A 26,637-nucleotide genomic window follows, 5' to 3' on the forward strand; every position below is an offset into this window, starting at 1 on the left:
ATGGCGACTCTCATTCCGGTTCACGCCGCCAACAACATTCGGGACGGTATCAACGAGTATCTGGCGACGAGCTTTTCGCTGGCGGATCCCGATATGGCGGAGGCACTGAAGCAGTTCTTCAGTCATCCTGAGACAGGGATGTTCCATGGGCCCTACGTGCGGACTCGGCTGCCGTATGCGCAGGCGACGGACTGGGAGGAGATCCTCGACTGGCTTCCGAATGGGTTTGTGCCGTACCACCACCAAGCTGAGGCGTTCGCCCGGCTGCGGACGAAGGATGAGAACGGTAGGCGGGACCCTGATCCGACGATTGTCATCACTGGCACGGGTTCGGGTAAGACGGAGTCGTTCCTCATGCCGATCCTCGACCATGCTCGGCGGGCTCGGATGGAAGGGGAAAAGGGCGTCAAGGCCCTCATCCTCTACCCCATGAACGCCCTGGCCAACGATCAGGCCGACCGCATCGCCAAGCTCATCTGGGACAACGACGAGCTGCACGGACTGACCGCTGGTATCTACACCGGCGAGGCCACATCGAATCGGACAACGATGAGCCGTAACCAGCTCATCACCGACCGCAGCGAGATGCAGAGAAATCCTCCGGACATTCTCCTCACCAACTACAAGATGCTCGATCAGCTTCTCCTGCGCCCCGCGGACCGTGAGATCTGGGCGCATTCGGCCACCTCGCTCCAATACCTGGTGCTCGATGAGTTCCATACCTACGACGGCGCACAGGGCACGGATGTGGCACTGCTGCTCCGCCGGCTCGGTCTCATGCTCAAGCGGTTCCAACCCGCAGGTTTTCTCACGGAGGAGGAGTCGAGCAGATGCCTTGGGCGGCTCACGCCCGTCGCAACGTCGGCCACTCTCGGGGCCAAGGGCGAGAACCAGCCGGTGCTCGACTTCGCCGAGACCGTGTTCGGCATGGAATTCGATGAGGACTGCATCGTCCCAGAAACCCTCCTATCGCTCGATGAGTGGCGTACGGAGATGCTGGGGCTCTTCGGCGCGAGCACGCAGCCTGCCGAACAGCGAACGGTGCCGACAGCCGATGAGATCGAGGGGCTTCTTGATGCTCTGGCCGGGGCGGCTGACCGCCCAGACTACGACGAGAGGGTTTTCGCGCACTTCTGCGAGCAGGTGTGGGGCTGCCGGCGTGGTGCCGATGGTTTCAGTCTCGATGAAGCGATCGCCAATGCTGCTCAGCACGAGCTGACTGCTCTCATGCTCACCAACGCCGGCTCAGCCACGCCTCTCATCAGGCGCGAGCAGGACGGTGTGGCTACTCTTCCCGACCTCGTGCTCGGCGAAGAATCCCGGAGGCTCGGCGAGGAAAAATCGGTTGAGTTCATGAGCCACGCCCTTGCAGCGCTCTCCTACCTCCGATCGAAGCACGGGGAGCGCGATCCCTGGGGTGGCAAGCGCCTGCCGGGAGTCGAGGCCCACCTCTGGCTCCGAGAGCTGTCACGAGTGGATCGCTCAGTCGGCACCCTCGGTGAGGGCGTCTTCCGCTGGAGCGATGATGGCGCCACTGATGGTAACGCGGAGTCAGAAGCGACGTTCCTCCCTGCCTGCTACTGCCGAAGCTGCGGACGCTCCGGGTGGATGGTCAGTCTCGAGCCCGGCACGGGCGCGGTCATCCTCACCCCGCAGAAGGTCCGGGAGGATTCAGTTCGGAACGGCGACCGCACGCGGGCTCTCATCGACGCAACGCAGGAGCAGCTCTACGCGCTGGCGCATGATAGGCCCGTCGCGGGGCTTCGCTCCGATGGCACATCGGCAGTCCTGTGGCTGCACACGAATACTCAGCAGCTGTCGATGTCGCCTCCTGCCGAGGGCGAGGAGGAAGAACTCGCCTCGATCCCCGTCCTCACCCACTACGGACCGGATGCGGAGGACGCCTCGAAGGATCAGACGTGCCCGTCGTGTGGCGAGCAGGATGCCATCCGCTACATCGGATCCTCGGTGGCCACCCTCCTGTCGGTGTCTCTGTCGAATCTGTTCGGGATGCCGGGCCTCGACGATTCCGAGAAGAAGACTCTCGTCTTCACCGACTCGGTCCAGGACGCCGCGCATCGAGCCGGCTTCGTCCAGGCCCGATCACGCGCCTTCGCGCTGCGTACGCAGATCCGCCGTGCCATCGATTCCTCCTCCTACGGCCTGGATGAGATCCCTGAGGCTCTCACACGTGCAGCGGGCGATGATTGCCGGTCGCGCTACCAGCTCCTCCCGCCCGAAATCGCCGATTACACGGAGTTCAAGAATTACTGGGATCCGACCGCGGATCGGCGAGAACAGAGGAAGAGCGAGAAGAAGGTCGAGGACCGCCTCGCTTTCGACGCGCTTCTCGAATTCGGTCAACGCGCCGACCTTGCTCGATCACTGGTCTCGACGGGCGCACTGAACGTTGCGGTCGACGCTCCTGGCGCACTGCTCGACTCCGCGGGTCGAGAGGCGATGGACCAGGTGGTGGAGCATACCCTCGACACGGTTGACGGACAGGGAGTCACCGCCTGGGTCCACGGCATTCTCGAGATGATCCGCATCCGCGGCGGCATCAACCATCGGTGGTTCGAGCGCTATCTCCAAGATGATGGCAACGCCTATCTCCTCAACCGGCGCCAGGAGCGAGCGCAGGGTGTGCCGGCCTTCCCGCGAGGAGGGTCGCCCGAGTTCCCTCGGGTCGGTTCGCCGCTGTCGTCGGCCAAGCGAGACTACGGAGTCGCCGCAGCAGGTTCACCGACCGGCAGGTACGCCCGATGGACGTCGAGGATGCTCGGCCTCACGCCCCACGATTCGGCCCGCGCAGTCAGCGCCCTCCTTGGCGCCTTGTCAGCACGAGGATTCCTCACGGCGGTCAACACGAATTCCGGTGCGACGATCTACGCGATTGAGCCCGAGCACGTTGTCATCACCAGTGAAGACAATCCGCACCTTCTCGAGTGCGGCATCTGCCGTGCGAGCACCGGTCTTGCCATGGACGTCCGTGACCTCCTCGACGATGCGCCGTGTTTCGTCCCCTCGTGTCAGGGCACCCTGCATGCTGTCCCAGTTCCCGACAACTACTACCGCAGGCTCTATGCGGCGACCACGCCCCGCAGCGTGGTGGCCCGCGAGCACACGGGGATGCTCGAGAACACGACACGAAAGGAGCTCGAGGACGCGTTCCGTGGATCTGGCGAGGGCCAGGCACCGGACGCTCCCAACGTGCTGGTGGCAACACCGACGCTTGAGATGGGCATCGACATCGGCGACCTGTCCACGGTCATGCTGTCCTCATTGCCGAACACGGTTGCGAGCTATGTCCAGCGGGTCGGCCGAGCAGGCCGCCTGACAGGCAACTCCCTCGCTCTCGCGCTTATCCGCGGCCGCGGCGAGGTGCTGCCCAAGCTCAATGAGCCGCTCTCGATCATCTCCGGTATGGTCACACCGCCAGCGGCATTCCTCTCCGCTGTCGAGATCCTCGAGCGCCAGTTCACCGCCTATCTCATCGACACTCTGCCGCTCGATGACATGGTCGCCAAGCTCCACACCAGCTTCGACGTGTTCGACCACAGTCCGGGAAACCCCACGCTCATCGATGTTCTGGTCGACAGTCTCGATTCTACGGTTGACCGGGCTCTCGACGAGTTCATCCCGACCATTGCCGACCGCGTCGATGAGTCGACCACGACGCAGCTGCGGGCATGGGCGCGCGGCGATAGTGTGGCGAACCTCCGCTCGAAGCTGGAGGATGCTCGGCGTGAGTGGCTCGACGAACGGCAGTCGATTGCCGAGCGCATCGCCAACCTGCAGGAGCAGGTCGAGGCATTCGAGGCGATGGATGATGCCGGTGATGACGACGTCATTCAGGAGCGCCGCGAAGTTCGCTCCTCGCTGCGATTCGAGAGGTCGCGCCGTAAAACTCTCCTCGAGGAGCACTGGGTGACCGCCCTCGAACGGTACGGCATTCTGCCGAACTTCACCCTGCTCGATGACGCTGTCGAGCTGTCGGTCCATGTCACGCGCCTCGACCCGCAGACCTTCGAGTTCGAGACGCAGCCGTACAACTACTCGCGGGGCATCTCCGCAGCGCTCACCGAGCTCGCCCCGGGCTCGACCTTCTATGCGCAGGGGATCGCTGCGAAGATCGACTCCGTCGAGATCGGCAGGGATGGCGAGGCCGTCCAGAAGTGGCGGATCTGTGCCCAGTGCTCGTATTCGGAGCTCGAGTGGGAGAGCCAGCGCCCTTCGTGCCCGATCTGCCACGACCCGAGGTTCGCCGACACCGGTGCGGTCATCGATGTGCTGCCCCTCAAGAAGGTGTACTCCGAGGTCGAGCAGACATCGGCCGCGATCAACGACTCGCGCGACGAACGCACGTCGGCCATGTACGCGATGCACATGAGCTTTGTTGTGCCTGAAGGCGCTGAAGACAAGACGTGGTACACGCAGGACGGATTCGGTGCAGCCTTCATGTCCCGTGTCGACCTGCGCTGGCTCAACCTCGGCAGGGGCGAGGGCCCGGAGCTCACGGTCGGCGGCAGAACCGTGTCAGCGCCTCTCTTCCGGGTGTGCCAGTCCTGTGGCCACGTGGATTCGCAGGCCGGATCGAACTCGAAGTGGGATCACCGACCCTGGTGCCCGCAGCGGCACTCCCACGAGGAGAAGTCGATTTCCTTCGCTCTGGGCCGCACGCTGCGCACCCAAGGCGTGCTGCTCTATCTGCCCGAGCGCTATTCCTCAAATGCTGACCGCCTCGCCATCCCCAGCCTCACGGCCGCGATCCGTCTCGGCTTCAAGGAGGTGCTCGGTGGGAATCCGGCGCACCTCGAGGTCGACAGTGTGAGAGTGATGGGAGAGCGCGGCCCGGTCGATGCACTCCTGCTCTCAGACTCGATCTATGGGGGCACCGGCTACCTCTACCAGTTCGCGAAGCCGGAGGATGTGCGCCGCCTGCTGACCGCCGCCCTCGAGACTGTGTCGGCATGTCCGTGTCAGTTCGAGGACAGAATGGCCTGCCCGCGGTGCCTGATCCCCTTCGCGCGCCGCGCAGTTCAGTCCACGTCACGGGCGGCTGCAGAAGCGGTACTCCGGTCGCTGCTGCTTGCGTCGCGGAGCCCCGAGCCGGGCACGCCCATTACAGGCGACGAGTGGGAGATCATGACGAGTCGTCCCGCCATCACCGAAGGCTCCCACCTTGAGAACCGATTCAGGGAGATGCTGCTCGCCGCCCTCGAGGCGCTGCCCGGCGTGACCGTCACGCAGTCGATGTCAGGCGGTCGCAGCGAATGGCAGTTCACGATGCCCGCCGCCGGCGTATCGCCGGCAGGCATCAAGTGGCGCATGCGAGAACAGCACTCGTTCGGATACACGGTGCCCGACTTCTACTTCGAACCGATGAACTCGAATGCCCGGCCGATTGCCGTCTTCTTGGATGGCGCCGCGTATCACGTATCTCCCGCGAACAACCGAGTCGACGGCGATGTTCGAAAGCGGGCTCGCCTGTATGAGGAGGGCATCCAGCCCTTCGCTCTCACCTCTCGCGACCTCGATCGCAGGCAGAGCGACAGCACCATCGAGCCCGCGTGGTTCGGCACTGCCAATGGCGAAGAGCTTGCCCGGAGGTCCTGTGGGCTCAGCGCGACGAACTACAGCCTCGTCAAGGCCTCACCTTTCGACCTGCTCCTCAAAATCCTTGAGAGACCGGACAATCCCGCCTGGGAGGACATGCGGCACGTCGCGGCAGCCTTCGTCCTATCCAAAGGCGCGGAACGGCTCGACAACGGGCTCGTCGGCGCAATCCACGGCGGCGGGGTCAGAGTCGAAGCGCAGCCCAACGGCAGCGGAGGCATCCGCTCCAATCGTCTGATCTTCGACACCACACCTGGCTACCCGAGCATCGAGCAGTGGAACGACTTCCTCAACCTCGCCAACCTCTACTGGCTGTCCAACGATCCGGCTGAATTCATCGACGTTCACTCCACTGAGACTGTGGGCCAGGAGGAGCCGTCCGTGGCCACACCCGTGGAAACGCCCGTGGAAGAGTCGATCTCCTCCGTTGTCTCCAGCGAATGGCAGGAGATTCTCGAGGAGTTCGAGGGCGAGGGCATCGAGGAATCGCTCCAGCTGCTCATCGACGAAGGAGTGCCTGTGGCGGATGAGATCGGCAGTGAGATTTCCGGGATTCCGGCTCTGCTCATGTGGACAAGCGCGAAGATCGCCATGCTCTACGACGATGAAGGTGATCCTGCAGCGCTGGGAGGCTGGACCGTGTTCGGAGCGAAGGATCTCAGTGCTGACCGTATCCCCACCGAGTTGAAAGAACTGGCACGCCGATGACCGCGTCAATCAGTATCCACAACAGCCTGAAGCTTGATGGAAGCATCAAGAAGTCGGTCATGGACTTCCTCGAGAAGCTCCAAGAGGATCCGACTAATCCGTCGCTTCGGGTCAAGCCCATCGCGGGCAGCGCGGACTCGCGGGCGCGCACAGGCCGCGTCACGGACTTCTACCGCGCCGTCATGTTCGAGCTTCGCGACAGGGAGACGCACCATTTCGTCATCGTCGGGATCTACAACCACGATGACGACATCGCGAAGATCAAGACCGCGACTCTGCGGGTGAATCCCATCAACGGCATCACCGAACTCGTCCACGCGTCCGAACCCGATCCCGCGGTCGTCAGGGCCGAGGTCGAATCGCGTGTCAAAGCCGCAGTTGCGGAGCGCGAAGCGCTCCGCATCGCCGAAGAACAGGCTCGAGAGCAGATGGAGGAGAGAAGCGTCAGCGCACCGCCCCCTGTCGAAGCCGCACCCACGCGGCCATCGGATGCTCTCACGGACGCTGGCTACACGCCTCAAGTTCTCGAGTCCGAGCTCGGCATCGACCCCACCTCGACGGAGATCGTCCTCGGGCTCGAGTCTGAGGATCTGCTCCTCAAGGCCCTCGAGCATCGCCCCGCCTGGGAGAGCGATGCCTTCATCGGCCTCGTCGCGGGCATGACGATCGAGGAGGTCAAGGAGAGCCTTGGGATGGTGGCTCCGGTCCACGGAGATGCCGACAGTCGGCTCGTCGAGGGTCTCAAGACTCCCGCAGCCCGGCTGGAGTACGCGTATCTCGAGGGCGGCGACAATGACGAGCTGCGAAATGTCCTCGAGTCGGGCGACTTCGCCTCTTGGCGGGTGTTCCTCCATCCGAGCCAGCTCGATGTTGTCACCCGCAGCTACTCCGGATCCGGCCGCGTCTTCGGAGGCGCGGGGACCGGTAAGACCGTCGTCGCCGTACACCGCGCCAACAGGCTCGCGAGCGCGAATCGAGATCGCGAGTCGCCCCGTGTTCTTCTCACGACCTACACGCGTGTACTCGCCGACTCCCTCAAGTCACAGATGACGGCGCTCAATCCGGTGTACAGCGAAGCGGCCAGGCCCGGTGATTCCGGGCTGTGGATAAGCGGAATCGACCAGCTGGTCATGCGGACCGTCAAGGAGGCACGGCCCGATGAACTGGCCGCCGCGAGCGAAGTCGTCCTCGGTTCAGCCGCCAGTCGGATCAGCGTGTTCAATCGGTCGGAGGAGGAGCTGCTCTGGTCCGATGTACGAGCTCTCGCGGGCGCCGGGCTGAGCGACGAGCTCGCCAATGACACGTTCCTCTCCCAGGAGTACGAGGCAGTCGTCCTCGCACACGGAATCACGACCCAGGCCGATTACCTGCGCATTCCACGAACAGGGCGCGGGACTCCCCTCAACCGGAAGGCGCGAAAGGAGGTCTGGGAGATCATCGAGAGGTACATGCGTGCGTGCGCCATGGAGGGCAAGGTGTCGTGGCCTGTCCTGGCTGCGATAGGCGCTGAGATCCTCGAACAGCGCGCTGCTGAGAACGGACCACGGATGTTTGATCACGTCCTCGTCGACGAGGCGCAGGACTTCCACGCGGGCCACTGGAAGTTCATCCGCAGTCTCGTCGCCGAAGGACCGAACGATGTGTTCATCGCCGAGGATGCTCATCAGAGGATCTACGGGCAGCAGTATGTGCTGAGCCGATTCGGGATATCCACCAGGGGTCGTGCCTCGAAGCGCCTCACCCTCAACTATCGAACGACACGCGAGACTCTCGACTACGCGGTGAGGATTCTCGATGGCGAGTGGACCGACGCGGAGGGTGAGACCGACACGACGGACCAGTACCGTTCCGCCCGCTCCGGGCCGAAGCCCGCCCTCTTCGAGTTCTCGTCAGAGGCAGATGAAATCAGGGCTGTGGCGGGCATTATCAAGGCATGGATGCAGGGCCAAGAAGGCATTCACGTGGGGGTTCTCGCACGAACCAAAGCCCTCGTCAATCGAGCGGTCAATGGCCTGGCGGAACACGGCATCGACATCGCCCTCTCCGAGGACCGCGGGGATGGCCCGCTCGTCCAGGTCATGACGATGCACAGCGCCAAGGGCATGGAATTCACCCACGTCGTGCTCATCGGTGTCGGACGCAACGTCCTCCCCCAGCGCTATCAGCTCACGGGGCTGGCGGTCGCGGAGGCGGACGATGCTCGCCAGAGGGAGCGATCGCTCCTCTACGTCGCCGCCTCACGCGCGCGGGATCAGCTGGTGATCACCACCCACGAGGAGTTGTCAGAGCTGCTTCCGAGTTAACCTCGCTTACTCTCTATTCACCACCTCGCTCCCCGCACGCCTCGTCCGGGGAGCGAATCAATCTCTCAGGCCTCGACCCTGTCGGCACCACCGAGCCCGGCGATGAGGTGCTGGAGGCCGTACTCGAAGGCCTCGTCGACCTCTCCCCCAAGCCGGAAGGCTCCCGCGAGCTCCATGTGAACGAAACCCGTCGCCCATGCGGTGAGGAGCCGTGCGGCCCCGAGCGCGTGCTCCTCACCGACGAGCGCGGCGGTGGATTCAAGGATGGGGCCGGACGAACGCTCGAGAGCATCCTGCGGCGCGTACGGGGTGAAGATCAGTCGGAACGCCTCCGGATTGTCATGAGCAAAGCGTCGGAAGGCGCCCGCGAGGAGCCGAAGATCCGGCGCGGCGGCCTCGAGCATGGAGGTCAGCTCGTCGATCGCGGCGGAGACGACGGCGCCGAGAAGGGCCTCACGATCCTGGAACCGCTTGTACAACGAGGGGGCTCGCACGCCGACGCGCCTCGCCACCGCCTGCATCGTCAGCCCGACCGGCCCTGCCGATTCGAGGACGGCGCGGGCCGCAGAGATGACTTCTTCGTTCGTGGTGCGCGCAGGTGCCGCCACCTGTCCTCCTCGGCTATTGACATTAGCCATCACGGCTACTTATCGTAGCCATCGTACCCGAACGAGTCATCATGAAGCTCGCACCCCACCTTCACCGCCTCGGCAACGACATCGTCGCCTCCTACCTTGTGGACCTGCCGGACGGCATCACCCTCATCGACGCAGGACTGCCCGGGCACTGGGGAGATCTTCAGCGGGAGCTGGAGGAGATCGGCCGACCGCTGTCCGACATTCGCGGCCTCATCCTCACCCACGGTGACAGCGACCATCTCGGCTTCGCCGAGCGGCTCAGGCGAGAGGCAGAGGTGCCGATTTACATCCACTCGGCCGACGCCCATCGAGCACGGACGGGCGAAAAGCCGAAGACCCCCATGGGGCCCATGCGGCTCGGGCCGACGCTCGGCTTCTTCGCCTATGCCGCACGGAAGTCTGCTCTACGCACGACGCATGTGAAGGAAGTTGTCGAGATCGAAGACGGAGACATCCTTGACCTGCCGGGCCAGCCGGTGATTGTCGGCATGCCGGGGCACTCGCCCGGCAGCGTCGCCGTCCACATCCCTGCTGTCGATGCCGTCTTCGTCGGTGATGCGCTGACGACCCGGCACGTCCCGGTGTGACCGGCGCTCAGCCCGCGCCCTTCACCGATGCTCCGGATGAGGCGAGGGACTCGCTCGCCCGTCTAGCGCAGATCCCCGCATCCTGGGTGCTGCCGGGGCACGGCGCCCCCTGGCAGGGCTCCCCACAGGCGGCCGTCGAGGCAATACTGGCAGGCTGACATCAACCCACCGGGAACAGCCCCCGCCCTCAAAGCGGCCGTCCTCGAGGGATTCAACGGTGGCAACGGTGGCACAGACTCACCGGCCATGGGACAGATCCAACCTCCGGATACGACAGCGGGATCGCGGGGGTTGCGGCGCCGATGTCAGCGCCGCACCCACGCACTCTCTCAGTGAAAGCGGTGTGCGGTCACAGTTGAGCGGTAGCGCTCGATCTCGGCCGCCTTCCGCTCCTCATTCCACTCCAGCTCACCGGCCATGACACCGGCGATCCGGTCGACGCCGCCAAGACCGCCCTCTTCATCCCAGAAGAAGAGCGAGGTGCGGCGAATGAGGAGGTCCTCGAGAGTCAGGCACATCTCCTCACGCACGCCGTAGCGGACCTCCGCCGTCGTCAGCCCGCGGGGTCCGACAACGTCCCTGGAATCCGCTTCCGCCCGCCAGATCGAGAAGACCTTCTCCGAATTCGAACCATAGCGGTGAACCCAGGCGGCAGCGATGCCCTCCGGCACGCCATATCTGATCGCGCTGCGGCGGGTCGCCTCTGCCTGCCTCATGTTCGCACCCGAGATCGGCACGAGCTTCGAGGTCGACTTGGCGACTTTGAAGCGGTTCTTCTTGACGGCGCGATCGACGAACTGCTTGGCCATGAGTCGGCTCGAGGTCAGCTTGCCCCCGGAGATGGTGAGCATCCCCGTTGGGCCCTCGGCGATTGCGTGCTCGCGGGAGGTGTTCCCGACAGACTCTCCCGGGGCGGGCGCGACAAGCGGTCGCAACCCGGCCCAGGCACCGACCACGTGATCGGTTGTGAGGTGGGCGGAGGGGATCGCCTTGTTGGCGACGTTGAGTAGATACTGGATCTCCTCCGGCTCCGGCCTCACGTCATTGAGATCGCCCGTGTAATCCGCATCAGTCGTCCCGATGTAGACGAGATCGTCGTTGAGAGAAGGGATGGGCCAGACGGTGCGGCCGTCGTCCGGGGAGGTGAGGAAGATGGCGGTGTTGAGCGGGAAGTCCTTCTTCTTCACGACGATGTGGACGCCCTTGGAGGGGCGGATGCGGGCGGCATCGTCCCCTTCGAGGTGCCGGATGCTGTCGGTCCAGTGCCCGGCGGCGCTCATGACCTGCCGTCCGTGGATCTGCGCCGACTCCCCCGTGAGCGCGTCCCTCACTGTGACGCCGCGGGCCTGGCCGTTCTCGATGATGAGGCCGGTGACGTCGGCGTGGTTGATGAGCTGAGCGCCGTACTCGCAGGCGCTCTTCGCCGTGTCGATCGTGAGACGAGCGTCGTCCGTCAACGCGTCGTAGTACTTCCCCGCACCGAGAAGACCCTCTCGCTGAACATGAGGTTCGAGCGCGATGACCTCCTCCTTCGACAGCATGGTATGCCGGCGCTTGCGCCACTCTCCGGATGCGACGTCGTAGAACGTCAGTGCCAGATTGAGCATCCGCATCCCATACTCGTCGCCCTCGTAGACGAGGTAGAGGAACGGGCGCATCGTCACCAGGTGAGGGGCCGTCTTCACAAGCTTCTCGCGCTCCCGGAGGGACTCCGCCACGAGGTGGAACTGGTACGTCTGCAGATAGCGCAGGCCGCCGTGGACGAGCTTTGACGACTTGCTCGACGTGCCGGCCGCGAAGTCGGTCTTTTCGATGAGGAGCACGGAGAGTCCGCGCAGCGCCGCCTCCCGGGCTGTCGACACGCCTGTGATCCCACCGCCGATGACGATGACATCGAAGGTCTCGCGCGCCGCCTCGTCGATGCCGGTACGCCTCATCGCTTCTGGCCTCCCATCATTTCCGTGCCCAACCCTGGCTCCGCTCCACGGCCCGCTTCCAGACCGAGTAGGCGGCGTCGCGCTCCTCGTCGGAGATCTGCGGCTCGAACGTCGCGTCGAGGGCAACAAGGTCGAGCACCTCATCGACGGACGCCCATACTCCGGTCGCGAGCCCGGCCATGAACGCCGCACCGAGGCTCGTCGCCTCCGTATTGGCGGGCCGGGTGACCGTGGCACCGAGCTGATCCGCCTGCATCTGCAACAGGAGGTTGTTTCGAGCACCGCCGCCGTCAACAGCGATCTTCGTGATCGGATATCCCGACATCTCGCTCATGACATCCATGAAGTCGCGAACGGAGAACACGATGCCCTCAAGAGTCGCACGCACGAGGTGGCCGCGCGTTGTCCCGGGCGTGATACCCAGGATTGCGCCTCGTGCGTACGGGTCCCAGTACGGTGCGGAGAGCCCCGTCAGTGCGGGGACGAAGTACACTCCGCCCGTGTCGGGGACCGACCGGGCCACCTCCTCGGACTCCGCGGAGGTGCTGATGAGACCAGCACCGTCGCGCAGCCATTGGACGGCGGCACCGGTGGTTCCGGCGTAGCCTTCAATCACATATGTTGTCCTGCCGTTCATCCGCCACGCGATCTGGCAGGTCAGTCCGCTCGCGGTGTCGATGACCGGCTTGTCCCCCACCGTCATGTCGAGGAACGTGCCCGTGCCGTGCGTGCACTTGACCGTGCCGGGCTCGATGCAGCCCTGCGCGAAGAGGGCGGAATGCTGATCGGCAATGGCGGAGCCGATGGGGATCTCGGCTCCGAGCACATCCTGATCGGTGTGGCCGAAGAGGCCAGAGTCGTCCTTGACGTCGGGGAAGATGCTCATGGGAATGTCGAGTGCGGTGAGGAACTCTTCGTACCATTCATCGGCGATGAGGTCGTAGCATCCGGCGACCGTGGCATTCGAGGCGCCGATAGCGTGGACTTTCCCTCCCGTCAGCTTGTAGATCAGCCACGAATCGATGGTTCCGAAGGCCAGCCGGCCCTCGCGGGCCGCCTCCCGCGTGCCTTCGACGTTGTCGAAGATCCATTCGATGCTGAGGGAGGAGTAGATCGGAGCGAGCGACCAGCCGGTGTGGGAATAGGCCTTCTCCCCCCATTCTGGCAGCAGCTCGGCCGCCCGGTCCGAGGTCCGCGTGTCCTGCCAGACGATGGCGGGGGACACGGGCTCGCCCGTCTCACGATCCCAGATGACGGTGGTGGCCCGCTGATTGGTGATGCCGAGGGCCGTGATCTCACCGGGCTGGATGTCAGCGTCGGCCAGCGCCTTCTTCACCATCGCCAGCCCGGCCTCCCAGATCTCGAGAGCATCCTGCTCGACCCTGTCCTGGCTCGGGTGGTAGACGGGGAAGTCGGTGTAGGCGGTCGCGAGGATCGTGGCGTCGCGGTCGTAGATGAGGGCGCGAATGCCCGTGGTTCCTGCATCGATGACAAGTATCTTCTCGTGCGACATCTGAGTCTCCTTTGACTGTCTGCTCGCGAAGCGCTCCGGCGCTACAGTCCGAGCTTTCCCGGGTTGAGGATCCCGGCGGGGTCGAGTGCGGCTTTCAATTTCTGGAGGACGATGTGGGCCGAGCCCAGTGACGCCCGGGAATACGGGGACCGGGCCAGCCCGCCGCCGTGGTGGTGGGACAGCTCTGCCCCGTGCTCGAGGCACACGTCCATCGCCGTCGACCACATCGTCTGGATCGCCGCGATTGCCGCCGGATCATCCTCAGCGTGGCCCTTGAGGATGACGTAGAGGGAGGTTCCCTGAGGATAGACGTGGGACCAGTGGGAGTACACATCCTCCGCCAGCGGGCTGAGCGCCCGGCGAAGGTCCTCGTAGAGGGGGACAATGCCGTCCCAGTTGTGGGCGACCTCGATCGTCTCGGCGAAGCCACCATTCTCCGCGAGGCGATTCTCCACCGAGGAGAAGTCGAAGCGGTTCGCCATCCACCGCTCGACCGGAGCGGAGCCGATCGACTCACCCCCGCGCTCGGCGATAAGACGCCGGAGAATGGCCAACTCGGCGTCAATCATCTCCTGGGGCCCGCGGACCCCGATGAAGAGCAGCGGAGTCGAGAACTCCTCGTCGCCCAGGACGTGCCGCGCCTCGAAGTTGTCGTAGAACCGCAGGAGGAAGGGGGACAGTCCGAGAATGCTCTGTTCGCGCAGGACGTCGAGACCGGACTGGACGTCCGGCATCGAGAACGCCTCGAGCTCGGTCGGCAGATCATGGCGGAACACCTTGAGCGTCACCGAGGTGACGAGCCCGAGGGTGCCCTCGGCGCCGATGAACACCTGGCGGAGATCCGGGCCCATCGCCGCCCGGGGATTCGCCTTCAGCTCGACCGTCTCGCCCGTGGCAAGGATGACCGTACATCCGACGAGGAGATCCTCGATGCCGCCGTACTTCGACGAGAACTGGCCCGTCGCGAGGGTCGACACCCATCCCCCAACCGTGGATCGATGGAGGGACTGCGGGGAGTGACCGAGCGTCAGCCGCTCCTCCTCCAGCAGTCGTTCGAGCTCGCCGCCGTTGAAGGAGGCGGTCGCCGTGACCGTCATGTTCGTGCGGTTGACGGAGTACTGCGCCGGGACCGCGGAGACATCGAGGATGATGCCACCCTGGACGGGAAGCGGCTGGCCTGTCACCGATGAGGCGAGCGCACGGATGGTCACCGGTATCGACCGGGTTGAGGCGAGCGCGAAGACCGCGGCGGCGTCATCGAAGCTCTCGATGCGAACGACCACGTCCGGGCGAGTCTCGTGGATGCCCAGGCCTGCCTGCTTCGTCGACAGCGGCCACGTGTCATGGCTGTACGCATCGAGAATGTCATCGTCCGTCAGCACGGCCGATGGAGAGACGATCGACCGGAGCTCGGCCACTACTTCAGAGATTTCAGGCATCATCACCCTTCGGAGAACTCAGTTTATGGAAGATTCCATTAACTGAATATTGCCTCGCTCGTTTACTATTGTCAACAGGATCGAGAAAGAGAGTACAGATGAGCTCCCCGCCGACGCGTGCCGGCGTGACCGGTATGCAGGGCCTACAGCCCGCGGTTCGCGCCGTCGTGCTCGACGCCCTCCGCAAAGGGATCGGCGGCACTCTCCAGCGGAGCAGCGACCTCCAGGCGAGCGTCGGCGTCGGCGCCGGGACCATCCAACGCGCCATCACCCTCCTCGCGGATCAGGGTGCCGTGCTCACGCAGGCACGCGGCCACCTTGGCCGCACGATCACCGCGATCAACATCGGCGCCGCATGGCACCTCGCCCAGCTCGGCCCCGTCCGCATCGTCCTCTCCCCTTCGGGAGCCATCGAGATCGACGCCCTGCACAGCACCATCAGCAGCGAGCTGTCGGAGATGGATGTGCCCCATTCGCTCGAGACGATGCCGGGCGGCGAGCAGAGACTCCGGGCACTCCTCGACGGCACCTTCGACATCACGGCGGTCTCCGCCGGCACATTCAAGACCTTCATCGAGCGGAACGGCGACTCCCAGATCCTTGCCTCGACCGCTCTTGACCCGGGCACGTACTACCGTCGCAACCGGCTCGTCACGGTGAGCCGCGCTCACGACTCAGGCACTCCGATAAGGATCGCCATCGACCCCGAGTCCTACGACCACAGAAGCCTCACCCTGGCAGAGTTCCCGAAGTCGGGCGGTTACGACTATGTCGAGATCACGTACTCCCTCGTGCCCGCCTACGTGCTCGCGGGATACGTCGATGCGGGGGTCTGGCGCATGACCAAGTCCCCCGTCCCCGTCAGCCTCGCCGGACTGCGGGCGACCGAGCTCCAGCGCCCGGAGGCGGTCGACGTCCTTCGCGACTTCTCACGCGCCGTCATCGTCGCCCGCTCGGATCAGCCGGAACTGCGCGCCGTCCTCGACTCCCTCACTCTCACGGCCCTCGTTGAGAACCAGGACCGGGCCGATGCGGAGGATGCCGCGCTCGAGCAGCGGATCCTCGCGACGGCCGACGCGCTTCACTGAACAGCGGCGTGCACTCCCCAACATCCGGGTCCCAGACGGCGTGCGCAGGGCAGCTCGCGCCACCCGCGTGGACTCGGCACGCGCTCCGATGTGAGTATGAGGCCCGGCCTTCGTCCCGCACATCTATCATTGACTCGTACCTCCCCCAATGGACTCTGGTGATCACGTGCGCGGCTATACGGTTGTCGACTTCGAAACGACAGGCTTCTCCCATCGAAAGGGCGACCGCATCGTCGAGATCGGTGTCGTCCGGCTCGATTCCGAGGGGAGGATCGTCGACTCGTGGGAGACACTCATCAATCCCATGCGTCACGTCGGCGCGTCCCATATCCACGGCATCAGCGCCAAGGACGTCGTTGGGGCCCCGACGTTCGAGGACATCGCCGACCTCTTCGCTCTCGACCTGTCCGGCAGCGTCTTCGTTGGGCACAATGCGAAGTTCGACGCCGCCTTCGCGCAGTGCGAGCTCGCGGCCGCCGGACGCCTCGATGACTCGCAGATCCCCTTCCTCGACACGATGGCGATCGCCAAGCGCGTGCTCGGACTCAAGAGATCCAGGCTCACCGATGTGTGTGACGCGCTGGGGGTGAGGAATGAGAACGCCCATAGCGCGCTCTCCGATGCTCTCGCGACCGCGCAGGTACTCCAGGCGTTCCTCCAGCACGACAATGCGCGCAATCATCCCGAGTGGGCAGATGTCGTGAGCGAAAGCAGTGAGTTCTGCGGCTACCGGATTCACAACCCGCACTGCACTCGGGATGCTCTACGCTCGCGCCAGGCGGTCGCCCAGGCGCAGGAGACCCTGTCCGGGGGCGCGTGGATCGGACAGGCGATCGGGCATCGCGCGAGGCCCGATGACGCGATAGCAGCTGAGTACTTCACGCTCCTCGACAATGTCCTGCTCGACAACTATCTGTCGCAGATGGAGCAGAGTCAGCTGCTCCAGTTCGCTCGAACCCATGACCTATCTGCAGCGGCTCTCAGGAGTCTGCACGCCGACTACGTCCATCTCCTCATCCACGCGGCGGAGGCCGATGGCATCGTCACGAGCCACGAGAGCGCCGTGATCACATCGGTGTCAGACCTCGTCGGAGTCGACCTTGGAGATTGTCAGCGATCGGCGCCGATCACCATGTTCGCCCCTCACGTGCGGTCGGCACTGCCCTCGATCACGCTTCGCCCGGGCGACCGGGTCTGCGTGACCGGCCCGGTCGCGCAGACTCAGGCCTACTGGGAGGACTACTTCACTGCTCGCGGGATTCAGGTGGCTGGCATCGCCAAGTCCACGAAGGTCCTCATCGCCGGTGACCCCGACTCCCTGTCGGGCAAGGCCAAGAAGGCGAGACAGTACGGCATCCCGATCATCGCCGAGATGGCAGTCGACTCGGCGATCGACTGTGAAGAGCCCGTGACGGCAACGCTCTTCTGAATACGGCTCCGCCTAGCCGAGCGATTGTGGCTGACGTCAGTCAGGCAGAACGACAGTGCCCTCCAGATAGCGGACGCAGCGGCCAGAGAGAAAGACGCGATCGCCCGCGAGGCGAACCGCCACCGTTCCCCCTCTCGGCGACATCTGGCGGGCTGTCATCTCAGTCCTGCCCATGCGCTCCGCCCACAGCGGCGCCAGCTGGCAGTGCGCCGAGCCTGTGACGGGATCTTCTGGGATGCCGGCTTGGGAGCCGAACCACCGGGAGACGAAATCAAAACCTGTGCCCTCCCCGGATGCGGTGACCGCCACTCCGCGCACGGGCAGCGACGCCAGAACGGTCATATCCGGATTCACGTTCCGCACCGCTTCAGCGTCCTTGAGGACATAGATGAGGTCGGTTGCCCGATGTGCCTCGAGGACGTCAGCTCCGAGGGCGCGGGCGATGACTGGGTCAATCTCGGACCTGACCGGCGGCTCAGCAGGAAAATCCATCGTCAGCAGGCCATCATCGGACCGCGTGACAGTGAGCCAGCCGCTTCGCGACGAGAACTGAAGAACTCTCGCGTCGCCATGCACGTCATCGAACAGATACGAGGAAGCGGCAAGAGTCGCGTGCCCACAGAGATCAACTTCGATTGCTGGAGTGAACCACCTGAGCTCGTACGCCGGGGAACCCGGGTCCGGCGGCGCTTCCCCATCGTTCTGGCAGCGGACGAGGAATGCTGTCTCAGAGAGGTTGTTCTCGAGCGCGAGCTTCTGCAGAACATCATCCGACAGCCACCGATCGAGCGGCATCACTGCCGCCGGATTTCCCTCGAACAGCGAGTCAGCGAACGCATCGATCTGAACAAGTGGAATTCTCACATTTCACCTTTCCGGTGTCGCCTGCCGACAGGGCGCACAGCCCCCGATGCAACTGCATGGCACACGGACACTGCAGATAGGCGCGGCTTCTACATCCGAGCCATGAACTACGCCGAATTCTCTTCAGACCCGGGCGCTACGACCTCGAGTCCTACTGCACGTGCAGCCTGGCTGAGCCGGTGATCGTACGTCAGGAGCATTGCCGCATCGAGTCGTATGGCAGACTCAAGATGAAGCGCGTCAAGGGTGCGGAGATACGGTAGCGGCAGAACTCCGGCGCTTCGGAAAACAGCCCTATCGAGCGAGGCGAGAGAAATGCCTTCAAGTAGCCGTGTCACGTCCGATTGGTCAAGATCTTCCCGGACTGCGAGCCGCCGCAGCTCGGTTTCAAGGAGATCACTGGAAACCAGATAAGCATCCGAATTGTCGAGCCAATTTACGAGTGCTTCACTCTCCGGCTGGTCGATCAGCAGCGCACCCATCGCAGAGGTATCGACGTAGACAATCACACTCACAGCCTATCTCCGCGCAGATCCTCGAGTATGGCGGAGAGCGACTCCCCATGATTTCTGCGTTCAATTCCAAGTTCAGCCCAGCCGCCTCTGCGCCTGGCCGGGCGCGTGATGGGCAAGCCGGGTTCCTGACTCGAAAGAGGAACGATTTTTGCGACAGGAGCACCCCTATTGGTCAGCACAAAAGACTGTCCTCCGGTGACCGCGCGCAGCACGCGTGCAGACTCGTTGCGCAATTCGCGTTGGGACAGCGTTTCGATGACAGATTCGTCGTTCTCCATAAATCAAATGTAGCACGCGTGCTACGCAAAAGGAGTGCTCAGCCATCGCAGAGACCCTCCAGCCACGCAGACGGATGCCAGTTCTCGAGCACCAAACGGAAAAGGGAAGCGGTGGCAAGTAATCGCCACCGCTCCCTTGATTTCAACTCGGAACTTTCTCGGCTCAGAGACCCATGTACTTCTCGGCCAGCTGCGCACCCTCGCCGAGCGCCCGCAGCTTGGCCCAGGCGAGCTGGGAGTGCAGGCGGCCGCCGAGGCCGCAGTCGGTTGAGGCGATGACGTTCTCGGGACCGACGAACTCCGCGAAGCGGATGATCGACTGGGCGACGGTCTCGGGATGCTCGACGATGTTCGTGTTGTGGGAGATGACGCCGGGGATGAGCTTGATGCCCTTCGGCAGCGTGCGGTTCTTCCAGATCTTCCACTCCCACGCGTGACGCGGGTTCGCCGCCTCGAAGGAGAACGCTCCCGCGTTGGCCTCGAAGACGGTGTCGACGATGTCATCGAAGGGGATGTCGGTCGTGTGCGGACCGTGCCAGGAGCCCCAGCAGATGTGGATGCGGACCTTGTCCCTGTCGATGCCCTTGATGGACTCGTTGATCTCCTCGACGGAGTGCCGGACGTACTTGAGGTACTCCTCGACGGTGGGCTCTGGGTTCATCTGATCCCACGAGTCCGCCAGGTCGGGGGCGTCGATCTGGAGCGTGTGGCCGGCATCGACAATCGCCCGGTATTCCTTGTTGAGCTCGCCCGCGAGGGCCATGCCGGCATCGTGGCGGGACTCGTAGTGTGCGTTGCCCATGGAGGAGAGCATGCCGGGCGAGATGGAGGAGATGAAGCCGCGACCCTCGGCGCCGGCCGCCGCGAGCGCACTGCGCAGGCCCTCTGCATCGGCGCGGACAGCATCCTGCCCGACGTAGGTGACCTCTTTGACGATCGCGGGGGCGGTCGGGTTGTCGAGCGCCGCCATGATCCCCGCGTTGTAGGGGTCGGAGAGGTAGGCGTCCTTGAAGGCCGAGTAGTCCCGACGGTTCGCGTAGGTCGTCAACTCCGGCTCGTCATACTTGCCGGGGACCTCGTTCGGGTTCGGCATGACGCCATCCCGGTGCTCGGCAAAGCCGAGCCCGTCGAATCGGTGCCAGGCGTAGTACACCCAGGCGGTCGGCTCGATCTCTTCGACCATCGGCTTGCCGTACTCACCGTCGTTGACGAGGTCGATGCCAGCCTCGAGCTGCTGCGCGACGACGTCGTTGATGTGCGACTGGAGACGCTGGTCGAACTCCCCGCGGTCGAGCTCTCCCTTCTGGAGAGCAATGTTCTCCTCGATGAGGGCGGTCGGGCGCGGCAGCGATCCCACGTGGGTTGTCCGAATTGTCTCAGCCATCTTGTTTTCCCTTTCAATCGAAAAACCCCAGCCTAAGCGGCTGGGGCGAGAAAGCAGGTTCGGTCCGTTTGGCGGGCCACGAGGGTGGACACACACCCCCAGGACCACGGGATACAGCCGTGGGACTCCTCGTCACGACGTGCAGATGCCCCCGGGAACCGGCACTGCCGACAGCGCGGCTCAGCCCTCGAGAGCAGCCTTCATGCAGCGCATCGCCGCCAGCGTCTTCGGCACCCCGATGTAGGGCATGAGGTGAATGAAGCACTCGGCGACCTCGGATGCGGACATGCCGGCGACGTCGACCGCGGTCTTGATGTGACCCGTCAGCTGGGGCTCGACACCGCCCATCGCCGCGAGCGCCGCCATATTGAGCATCTGCCTGTCCCGCAGTTCGAGACCCTCGCGCTGGTAGGTGCCGCCGAAAACCGCGCCGACGACCCAGTCCGAGGCGCCGGGCGCGAACTCGTCGAGCTGGTGCTTCCAGGCGGCGGCCCCTTCGGGCGATTGGGTGGCCTCGACGAACTCGTTGCCCTTCGACATGCTCAATTCCACGGCAGACTCCTTAAAGTACAGGTCCCGGCCATGCTAACAGTCGAGCCTGCGGCGCCACTTCGTCGAGTCCAGCCGGGGCCGGGCACCGGCATGGTCCGCAGTTGACGGGGTAGGATCGCGCAGTGAAAAGTCCACGCCTGCGCCCCCTACGCCACGACGAGACGGCGCTTCTCGAGGCCGCGACTCTCGGCAACGTGAACTGGTGCGGACCGAGGTTCACGATCGACGATGTTCGCGAGCGGCCGGAGTTCGCCCACTACACGCACCTTGAATCGGACCGGGGCGACTTCGGCATCGTCGCCGAGCAGAGCGATGTCCTCGGCGTTGCGTGGGCGGTACTTCTTCCGGAGTCGGACCCGGGCTATGGATTCATCGATCCCACGGTCCCCGAACTGAGCCTGTGGGTCGCACCCACCGCACGCCGCCGTGGCATCGGCCGCACACTCCTCCGCGCCTTGATCGTGCAGGCGGCCATCTTCGAGTTCGAGCGGCTGAGCCTGTCAGTCGAGCAGGACAACCCCGCGAAGGACCTCTACCTATCCGAGGGCTTCACAGACGTCCCCGGCAGAGATGAGGACGGCGTCATGGTCCTCCGTCTCGTCAGGCGTTAGACCGGCCGGACCGCGGGTCCGAGCTCACAGCGCAGAGCCTGCGGCCCGTGCTAGCCTCGGCAGTGCCCAGCCCTCTGCTGCGCACCTTCACGGGACGACCCGCGAAGCGATGAGTTCTCATTCAGGGACGGCCCTGGAGAAGGACCATCAATGACTTCGGCCGTCTCCACCCGCTCGCTCGGGCCCCTCGCACTTGGCTGGTCCGGCGTGGCCGCCCTCGCCATCATCGCCCCCGACCCATCGCAGTCGCTGGCTGCGTCGGTCGCCTGGCTCGTCGCCATCGTCACGGTCATTGTCGTCTGCGCGTTCGGGGTCCTCGGCCATGCCGAGGAGCTGGCTCGCCGGCTGGGCGATCCCTATGGCACGCTCGTCCTCACCCTGTCGATCGTCACGATCGAGGTCGCCCTCATCGGTGCCGTCCTCTTCGGCCCCGGGGACAACGAAACGGTGGCGCGGGATGCGACGATGGCGGCGGCAGTCCTCTTCCCCGGCCTCTTCCTCGGTGTGGGACTGCTGATCGGGACACTGCGGCATGGCCCGCTCCAGTTCAACCGGTCCGGCCTGTCGTCCTACCTGACCATGCTCATCGCCCTCGGGTCGATCGCCTTCGTCCTGCCCGGCTTCATCGGCGTCGACGGCGCCTACACAACCGGCCAGGCCATCCTCGTCGTCCTCACCACAGCCGGCGCCTACGGTTTCTTCCTCTGGCAGCAGATCGGCCCCCGCGCACGCGACTTCCAAGAGGTGACCGCGCTGAGAGTCGAGCAGGAGACGCCGAGCACCAGCCCCGCATGGCTCCACGGCCTCATCCTGTTCCTCACAGCCGCCCCCATCGTCGTCCTCAGCCATGACATGGCGGGGCTGCTCGACACCGTTCTCGCCCGCACATCCGCACCCGTCGCACTGTCCGGCCTCCTCATCACGACCATCGTCATGCTGCCCGAAGGCCTGACGACTCTTCGCGCGGCCTGGTTCGGGGAGATACAGCGAGTCTCCAACCTCACCCACGGGGCCATGGTGTCGGTCGTCGGCCTCACCATTCCAACGGTGCTCACGATCGGGCTCATCACCGGCCAGCACATCGTCTTCGCCGAGTCGGCGACCAACATCGCATTCCTGGCAATCCTCGCCCTCATCTCCCTGTCGATACTCGGAGCGAAGCGGGCAACCCCCGTCCATGCGGTCGTCCTGCTGGTTGTGTCTCTCATGTACCTGGTCAGCGTCTTCTCCTGAGCAGAAGCAGCGCGCTCAGATGCGGCTCGGCACCTCACCTCTCCACGCCTTGGCCGTTCCACGACCTTCGACCGCGGCATCGCGTAACCTCGCGCCCTCGGTTCCTGCGGCAGATCCAACTGCCGCGTCAGTAGTCAAATCCTGGCCCGGCCGTTACGCTGAGCCCCGCATCGTCCTCCTGGAGGACCCAACTCTCATTGGAATGCCGGTCCCGAACGACGCTCTCAACGGCTGCCATGATGTCCCGCCAATCGTCTCCGCCGACGACGCGCGCGACCTCGGCGGCGTAGACCGCCTCGCCTCGTCGTTCCCTCAGCAGCGTGCTGATCACCGCCACGGCTCGGGCACGTCGGCCCTCATCTGTGGGCTCCCACCAGGGTTCACCGCGCTCGCCCAGCGCCGTCTTCGCCGCGTGAACGCGGGCTCGGGCGGTGAGGTCGCCGCTCTTGATCGCACGCCTCGCCCGCATGAGCTCGCGCACAAGCTCATTCTTGAGCTCGTCTGGAATCGTCGGGTCGGTCGCGCGCCAACGACGGCCGCCGACGATGATCCACCGACCATCGTCAGTCTTCTCCGGTTGGGGTCGCGCCATAGCGCCACAGTCTACGCATCGCCGCGGGGGAGTCATCGGAGCCGATCCTTCGAAATCTCGGCGCAAAAGACTGCTGCTCTATCTCTCGGCTCGCGCCGCTGAGAGATAGAGCAGCAGTGTTCGGTTCGTTGACCGGCGTAAGTCAGATCAGCCCGCGAGGGTCCCCGCAAAGATCTGCCAGGCGAGTGCCGACTTCGCCGTGAGGCTGAGGGTGATGTAGAGCCTCTCCCCCACGAGGTAGTCGCGGAACCTGCCGACCGGCCGGTACTGGAGCCACTGAACAACGGCGAAGACGTTGAAGAACAGGAACAGCGAGACGATGATCCCGTAGACGAAGCCGGGCGGCTCCGCGCCTGTCGTCGAGCCCGGGGCGATCGTGTAGATGACGACGCCGATCCAGGGAATGATCCCAGCGAAGCAGCCGAAGATGAACGGCAGCCATCCGCCGTCGCCCGGCGTGTGGTAGCGCTCCTGGAGCCAGCCGAAGAGAATCATCGAGGCGTTGACGCCGAACAGGGCCAGCAGTGCCACGACGTCGGAGATGCCGACGAGCTGGGCGATGATGACGATCATGAGTGAGCTCGACAGCGAGTACTCGACCCAGCGGAAGTAGTTGTGGCCCTGCTCGAGGCCCGCCCTATATCGCGCGAAGAACGGCGGCGAGGAGACGATGACATGGAAGACCGCCGACAGCGCGAGGAACAGCGCGATCAGCATCGGCGTCGACAGATCCCACAGGAGGACGGAGTCACCTGGCGGAGTTCCTGGAGGACCAGCGAGATAGGTCGCCGTCACGGGCAGGGTGAAATCAGTCGCGAGTAAGACCACCGCGACCGCCTGAGCCGCGTGGACGACCGCGGCGATGATGTTGTATCTGCGCAACCTGCTGTAGCGGGCGCCTGTCTTCTCTGACATGGAAGCTCCGTTCGCAGGGCCGATTGTGGATTGAGTCTACGGGCGAGAAGGCACGAAAGGGAACAGGAATAGATCAGAGCGTGCGAAGAGCACAGAGGCGTCACGATGCGACATCGACGCGACGCCTCTTGCGCGTGTCGGGGCCACGCCGCAGTCGATTCTGCACCCTTTCGAACATCAGAAGCTGATCGCCTCGCGCAGCGCCTCGAAGGCGCTCTCCTCGAGGCGGAAGTAGGCCCATCTCCCCCGCTGCTCACGGGTGACGAGGCCCGCCTCAACGAGGACTCTCATGTGGTGCGAGACGGTGGGCTGGCTCAGACCCACCGGCTCGGTGAGATCGCAGACGCACGCCTCGGAGCCTTCGGTGGCGGCGATGAGGGAGATGAGCCGCACCCGATTCGGGTCGCTCAGCGCCTTGAACACCCTCGCGAGCCCTTCTGCCGCCTCCACATCAAGCCCGTCCCCGATGGCCGTCGAGCAGCAGGATTGGACCCTGGCGGGGGCGATGGGGAGGTCGATGCGCGTAGTCATAGCACCCACCCTACCTCCCGTATTGACGAGCGTCGATATGTGCCCTATTGTCATATCGACACTCATCAATAGGAGGCATGATGTCCGACATGCGCGAACAGGTGCGGCAGAATTACGCCGCGGCCGCCACTGCGGTGACTCAAGGAATTCACGTTCCTCTCACCGTCGCCGCGAACGAGTCCTGCTGCGGGCCCGCCGAATCGTCCTGCTGCGGCACCCCCACAGTCACGTCGGGGTGCTGTGGCGACTCCGGCTCAGTCGAGCAGGGCTTTGGCGCGTCCCTCTATTCGACCGACGAGAGAAGCGAGCTCCCCACCGAGGCGGTGCTCGCCTCACTCGGCTGCGGCAACCCGATGGTGGTCGCCGAGCTGCGCGAGGGAGAGACAGTCTTGGATCTCGGCTCCGGCGGCGGCATCGACGTGCTTCTCTCAGCTCGTCGCGTGGGCCGCACCGGCTTCGTCTACGGAGTCGACATGACGGACGAGATGCTCGAGCTCGCCGAGTCGAACCGAGCGAAGGCTGGCGCGACGAACGTCGAGTTTCTCAAGGGCACGATCGAAGATCTCCCGCTGCCGGATGACGCCGTCGACGTCATCATCTCCAACTGCGTCATCAACCTCTCAACAGACAAGCCCGCGGTGCTCGCCGAAATGTTCCGCGTTCTGGCACCAGGCGGCCGTATCGGCATCTCCGACGTCGTCGCAGAGGACCACCTCAGCCCCGCCGATCGCACCGAGCGCGGCTCCTACGTCGGCTGCATCGCCGGCGCGCTATCCCGATCGGAGTATCTCGACGGGCTGGCCGAGGCAGGATTCGCAGAGGAAGAGGTGACGTTCACCCATGAGGTGGCGCCCGGCATGCATTCCGCGCTGATCCGCGCCGTCAAGCCATCAGCACACGGGCGGGCCTCGGCCTGATTCCCGGCGACACTGCCGACGGCTCCCACAGTCCCCCACTTAGACTGAAGGCGTGACCGCATCATCGCCCGACGACTTCTTCGGCGCCGAGGGCGTCGGAATCGAGACCTTCAGGCGCGTGCATGACGCGCTCCTGACGTCTCACCCGAATGTGACGATCCGGGTGACGACAAGCCAGGTGGCGTTCCGCCGTCGGCGCGGCTTCGCTTTTCTGTGGAAGCCCGACCAGTACCTTCGACGCCCAGCCGCGCCGGTCGTGCTGTCGATCGCTGCGAACTCTCGCATCGAGTCGCCACGATTCAAGGAGGTGGTGCATCCTGGCCCGTGGATGCACCACCTCGAAGTCAACGACGCGGAGGATGTCGACTCTGAGGTGCTGAACTGGCTGCACCTGGCGGCCGACGACGCATCCCGATGACTCAACGCGGATGTCCCTCCGCAATCAAGCCACGACTTGACGGAAGAGGCCCCCCGCGCCATCGCGAAGGCGCCAGAGACTGCCTTCGCGGCGCAGAGCCATCCCATCTGACACAACCGCGCACTGGTGGTTCGGCCTGGTGCGGCGTAGCGTTCTGCCATGATTGACGACGATCCGACGACAACGAATCCCGATCACTACCGGGTGCTGTGGGAGAACGAGCTCGTTCGCGTCCTGGAGTACACCGACACCCCGGGCGTGCAGACCACCCCGCACTCCCATCCGAACAGCGTCATGATCACTCTTTCCTCATTCGACCGGCGGCTGACCTCCGGAGATCGGGAACTGGACGTCTCGCTCCCCGCCGGGAAGGCCGTGTGGCTTCCTGCCCAGCGGCACTCCGGTCACAACATCGGCTCGACACCGACGCACACGATCTTCGTCGAGTTGAAGGGAGATGCCGCAGGCGAGCAGTCCGAGACTGCAGTGGGACCGGAGTGACGAGACGGTCGCCAGCTCGCTCAGAGGCGGCGCCGATCGCTCGCCTTCTCGCAGCGTCGCCCTGTGCG

The 26,637-nt window shown here is 64.6% G+C and carries 23 protein-coding genes; 11 read left to right on the plus strand and 12 right to left on the minus strand.

Going from position 1 to position 26,637, the window contains the following annotated elements:
- Positions 1 to 6,324, plus strand: coding sequence for a DEAD/DEAH box helicase (locus tag H7E91_RS08990; protein WP_182354767.1), 6,324 nt, complete (start codon positions 1 to 3; stop codon positions 6,322 to 6,324).
- Entirely contained in the window at positions 6,321 to 8,627 is a 2,307-nt protein-coding gene (locus H7E91_RS08995) for a 3'-5' exonuclease (protein ID WP_182354768.1), read from the plus strand. Before H7E91_RS08990 ends, H7E91_RS08995 begins: the two co-directional genes overlap by 4 nt.
- 65 nt (positions 8,628 to 8,692) lie before the next feature.
- On the opposite strand, the gene H7E91_RS09000 is transcribed toward H7E91_RS08995, so the two are convergent.
- The gene (locus H7E91_RS09000; RefSeq protein WP_182354769.1) at positions 8,693 to 9,235 is read right to left on the minus strand and encodes a WHG domain-containing protein; all 543 of its coding nucleotides are present in this window, start codon (positions 9,233 to 9,235) and stop codon (positions 8,693 to 8,695) included.
- 71 nt (positions 9,236 to 9,306) lie between these two features.
- Between H7E91_RS09000 and H7E91_RS09005 the strand changes: the two genes are divergently transcribed.
- Entirely contained in the window at positions 9,307 to 9,852 is a 546-nt protein-coding gene (locus H7E91_RS09005) for an MBL fold metallo-hydrolase (protein ID WP_206680403.1), read from the plus strand.
- Positions 9,849 to 10,010, plus strand: a complete 162-nt coding sequence (locus H7E91_RS11575; protein WP_206680404.1) for a hypothetical protein — start codon at positions 9,849 to 9,851, stop codon at positions 10,008 to 10,010. The genes H7E91_RS09005 and H7E91_RS11575 overlap by 4 nt, the downstream gene beginning before the upstream one ends.
- 171 nt (positions 10,011 to 10,181) lie before the next feature.
- Here the strand turns inward: H7E91_RS11575 and H7E91_RS09010 are convergent, their stop codons facing one another.
- The 3 genes from H7E91_RS09010 to H7E91_RS09020 are packed head-to-tail and all read right to left on the minus strand — an operon-like array spanning position 10,182 to position 14,741.
- Positions 10,182 to 11,789, minus strand: coding sequence for a glycerol-3-phosphate dehydrogenase/oxidase (locus tag H7E91_RS09010; RefSeq protein ID WP_182354770.1), 1,608 nt, complete (start codon positions 11,787 to 11,789; stop codon positions 10,182 to 10,184).
- Between the two features lie 16 nt (positions 11,790 to 11,805).
- Positions 11,806 to 13,302: an FGGY family carbohydrate kinase gene (locus H7E91_RS09015; protein ID WP_182354771.1), complete on the minus strand. Its 1,497-nt coding sequence runs from the start codon at positions 13,300 to 13,302 to the stop codon at positions 11,806 to 11,808.
- 41 nt (positions 13,303 to 13,343) lie between these two features.
- A complete protein-coding gene (locus tag H7E91_RS09020) occupies positions 13,344 to 14,741 on the minus strand; it encodes an FAD-binding oxidoreductase (RefSeq protein ID WP_182354772.1) in 1,398 nt (465 codons plus the stop codon).
- A 98-nt stretch (positions 14,742 to 14,839) separates the two neighbouring features.
- Here H7E91_RS09020 and H7E91_RS09025 point away from each other — a divergent pair, with 98 nt between their 5' ends.
- Complete coding sequence (locus H7E91_RS09025) at positions 14,840 to 15,829, plus strand: YhfZ family protein (RefSeq protein WP_182354773.1); 990 nt, start codon at positions 14,840 to 14,842, stop codon at positions 15,827 to 15,829.
- 148 nt (positions 15,830 to 15,977) lie between these two features.
- Positions 15,978 to 17,258, plus strand: coding sequence for an exonuclease domain-containing protein (locus H7E91_RS09030; protein WP_182354774.1), 1,281 nt, complete (start codon positions 15,978 to 15,980; stop codon positions 17,256 to 17,258).
- 36 nt (positions 17,259 to 17,294) lie between these two features.
- On the opposite strand, the gene H7E91_RS09035 is transcribed toward H7E91_RS09030, so the two are convergent.
- From H7E91_RS09035 to H7E91_RS09055, 5 genes are all read right to left on the minus strand, one after another.
- Positions 17,295 to 18,122, minus strand: coding sequence for a PhzF family phenazine biosynthesis isomerase (locus H7E91_RS09035; protein WP_182354775.1), 828 nt, complete (start codon positions 18,120 to 18,122; stop codon positions 17,295 to 17,297).
- A gap of 107 nt (positions 18,123 to 18,229) precedes the next feature.
- Positions 18,230 to 18,631, minus strand: coding sequence for a PIN domain-containing protein (locus H7E91_RS09040; protein ID WP_206680405.1), 402 nt, complete (start codon positions 18,629 to 18,631; stop codon positions 18,230 to 18,232).
- Positions 18,632 to 18,633: 2 nt separating this feature from the next.
- Positions 18,634 to 18,915 carry a type II toxin-antitoxin system Phd/YefM family antitoxin gene (locus H7E91_RS09045; RefSeq protein WP_182354776.1) on the minus strand — a complete coding sequence of 94 codons (282 nt, stop codon included), beginning with the start codon at positions 18,913 to 18,915 and terminating at the stop codon, positions 18,634 to 18,636.
- Between the two features lie 163 nt (positions 18,916 to 19,078).
- A complete protein-coding gene (locus tag H7E91_RS09050; RefSeq protein WP_182354777.1) occupies positions 19,079 to 20,299 on the minus strand; it encodes a cobalamin-independent methionine synthase II family protein in 1,221 nt (406 codons plus the stop codon).
- 180 nt (positions 20,300 to 20,479) lie between these two features.
- Positions 20,480 to 20,851, minus strand: coding sequence for a carboxymuconolactone decarboxylase family protein (locus H7E91_RS09055; RefSeq protein ID WP_182354778.1), 372 nt, complete (start codon positions 20,849 to 20,851; stop codon positions 20,480 to 20,482).
- Between the two features lie 122 nt (positions 20,852 to 20,973).
- On the opposite strand from H7E91_RS09055, the gene H7E91_RS09060 reads away from it, so the two are divergent.
- On the plus strand, positions 20,974 to 21,462 hold the full coding sequence (locus H7E91_RS09060; protein ID WP_182354779.1) for a GNAT family N-acetyltransferase: 489 nt from the start codon (positions 20,974 to 20,976) through the stop codon (positions 21,460 to 21,462).
- A gap of 150 nt (positions 21,463 to 21,612) precedes the next feature.
- Positions 21,613 to 22,695 carry a calcium:cation antiporter gene (locus H7E91_RS09065; protein WP_182354780.1) on the plus strand — a complete coding sequence of 361 codons (1,083 nt, stop codon included), beginning with the start codon at positions 21,613 to 21,615 and terminating at the stop codon, positions 22,693 to 22,695.
- Positions 22,696 to 22,822: 127 nt separating this feature from the next.
- On the opposite strand, the gene H7E91_RS09070 is transcribed toward H7E91_RS09065, so the two are convergent.
- From H7E91_RS09070 to H7E91_RS09080, 3 genes are all read right to left on the minus strand, one after another.
- Positions 22,823 to 23,287: a DUF3253 domain-containing protein gene (locus tag H7E91_RS09070; protein ID WP_182354781.1), complete on the minus strand. Its 465-nt coding sequence runs from the start codon at positions 23,285 to 23,287 to the stop codon at positions 22,823 to 22,825.
- A 147-nt stretch (positions 23,288 to 23,434) separates the two neighbouring features.
- On the minus strand, positions 23,435 to 24,202 hold the full coding sequence (heR, locus tag H7E91_RS09075; RefSeq protein ID WP_182354782.1) for a heliorhodopsin HeR: 768 nt from the start codon (positions 24,200 to 24,202) through the stop codon (positions 23,435 to 23,437).
- 177 nt (positions 24,203 to 24,379) lie between these two features.
- Positions 24,380 to 24,733, minus strand: a complete 354-nt coding sequence (locus H7E91_RS09080) for an ArsR/SmtB family transcription factor (RefSeq protein WP_182354783.1) — start codon at positions 24,731 to 24,733, stop codon at positions 24,380 to 24,382.
- Between the two features lie 80 nt (positions 24,734 to 24,813).
- Here H7E91_RS09080 and arsM point away from each other — a divergent pair, with 80 nt between their 5' ends.
- The 3 genes from arsM to H7E91_RS09095 all read left to right on the plus strand — a co-directional run bounded on the left by arsM (position 24,814) and on the right by H7E91_RS09095 (position 26,569).
- The gene (gene arsM, locus H7E91_RS09085) at positions 24,814 to 25,650 is read left to right on the plus strand and encodes an arsenite methyltransferase (RefSeq protein ID WP_182354784.1); all 837 of its coding nucleotides are present in this window, start codon (positions 24,814 to 24,816) and stop codon (positions 25,648 to 25,650) included.
- A 52-nt stretch (positions 25,651 to 25,702) separates the two neighbouring features.
- Positions 25,703 to 26,068, plus strand: coding sequence for a DUF5655 domain-containing protein (locus tag H7E91_RS09090; RefSeq protein WP_206680406.1), 366 nt, complete (start codon positions 25,703 to 25,705; stop codon positions 26,066 to 26,068).
- Positions 26,069 to 26,227: 159 nt separating this feature from the next.
- Positions 26,228 to 26,569 carry a cupin domain-containing protein gene (locus tag H7E91_RS09095; RefSeq protein WP_182354785.1) on the plus strand — a complete coding sequence of 114 codons (342 nt, stop codon included), beginning with the start codon at positions 26,228 to 26,230 and terminating at the stop codon, positions 26,567 to 26,569.
- The last annotated feature ends 68 nt before the right edge of the window (positions 26,570 to 26,637 follow it).

This window comes from Flaviflexus huanghaiensis (assembly GCF_014118685.1).
GTDB classification, from domain to species: Bacteria; Actinomycetota; Actinomycetes; order Actinomycetales; family Actinomycetaceae; genus Flaviflexus; species Flaviflexus huanghaiensis.

What these genes read in the sequence shown, in the direction of transcription:
- H7E91_RS08990 (WP_182354767.1), top strand. Translation starts at nt 1, where the DNA reads ATGGCGACTCTCATTCCGGTTCACGCCGCCAACAACATTCGGGACGGT.
- H7E91_RS08995 (WP_182354768.1), top strand. Translation starts at nt 6,321, where the DNA reads ATGACCGCGTCAATCAGTATCCACAACAGCCTGAAGCTTGATGGAAGC.
- H7E91_RS09005 (WP_206680403.1), top strand. Translation starts at nt 9,307, where the DNA reads ATGAAGCTCGCACCCCACCTTCACCGCCTCGGCAACGACATCGTCGCC.
- H7E91_RS09010 (WP_182354770.1), bottom strand. Translation starts at nt 11,789, where the DNA reads ATGAGGCGTACCGGCATCGACGAGGCGGCGCGCGAGACCTTCGATGTC.
- H7E91_RS09015 (WP_182354771.1), bottom strand. Translation starts at nt 13,302, where the DNA reads ATGTCGCACGAGAAGATACTTGTCATCGATGCAGGAACCACGGGCATT.
- H7E91_RS09020 (WP_182354772.1), bottom strand. Translation starts at nt 14,741, where the DNA reads ATGCCTGAAATCTCTGAAGTAGTGGCCGAGCTCCGGTCGATCGTCTCT.
- H7E91_RS09025 (WP_182354773.1), top strand. Translation starts at nt 14,840, where the DNA reads ATGAGCTCCCCGCCGACGCGTGCCGGCGTGACCGGTATGCAGGGCCTA.
- H7E91_RS09030 (WP_182354774.1), top strand. Translation starts at nt 15,978, where the DNA reads ATGGACTCTGGTGATCACGTGCGCGGCTATACGGTTGTCGACTTCGAA.
- H7E91_RS09045 (WP_182354776.1), bottom strand. Translation starts at nt 18,915, where the DNA reads ATGGAGAACGACGAATCTGTCATCGAAACGCTGTCCCAACGCGAATTG.
- H7E91_RS09050 (WP_182354777.1), bottom strand. Translation starts at nt 20,299, where the DNA reads ATGGCTGAGACAATTCGGACAACCCACGTGGGATCGCTGCCGCGCCCG.
- H7E91_RS09065 (WP_182354780.1), top strand. Translation starts at nt 21,613, where the DNA reads ATGACTTCGGCCGTCTCCACCCGCTCGCTCGGGCCCCTCGCACTTGGC.
- H7E91_RS09070 (WP_182354781.1), bottom strand. Translation starts at nt 23,287, where the DNA reads ATGGCGCGACCCCAACCGGAGAAGACTGACGATGGTCGGTGGATCATC.
- heR (WP_182354782.1), bottom strand. Translation starts at nt 24,202, where the DNA reads ATGTCAGAGAAGACAGGCGCCCGCTACAGCAGGTTGCGCAGATACAAC.
- H7E91_RS09080 (WP_182354783.1), bottom strand. Translation starts at nt 24,733, where the DNA reads ATGACTACGCGCATCGACCTCCCCATCGCCCCCGCCAGGGTCCAATCC.
- arsM (WP_182354784.1), top strand. Translation starts at nt 24,814, where the DNA reads ATGTCCGACATGCGCGAACAGGTGCGGCAGAATTACGCCGCGGCCGCC.
- H7E91_RS09095 (WP_182354785.1), top strand. Translation starts at nt 26,228, where the DNA reads ATGATTGACGACGATCCGACGACAACGAATCCCGATCACTACCGGGTG.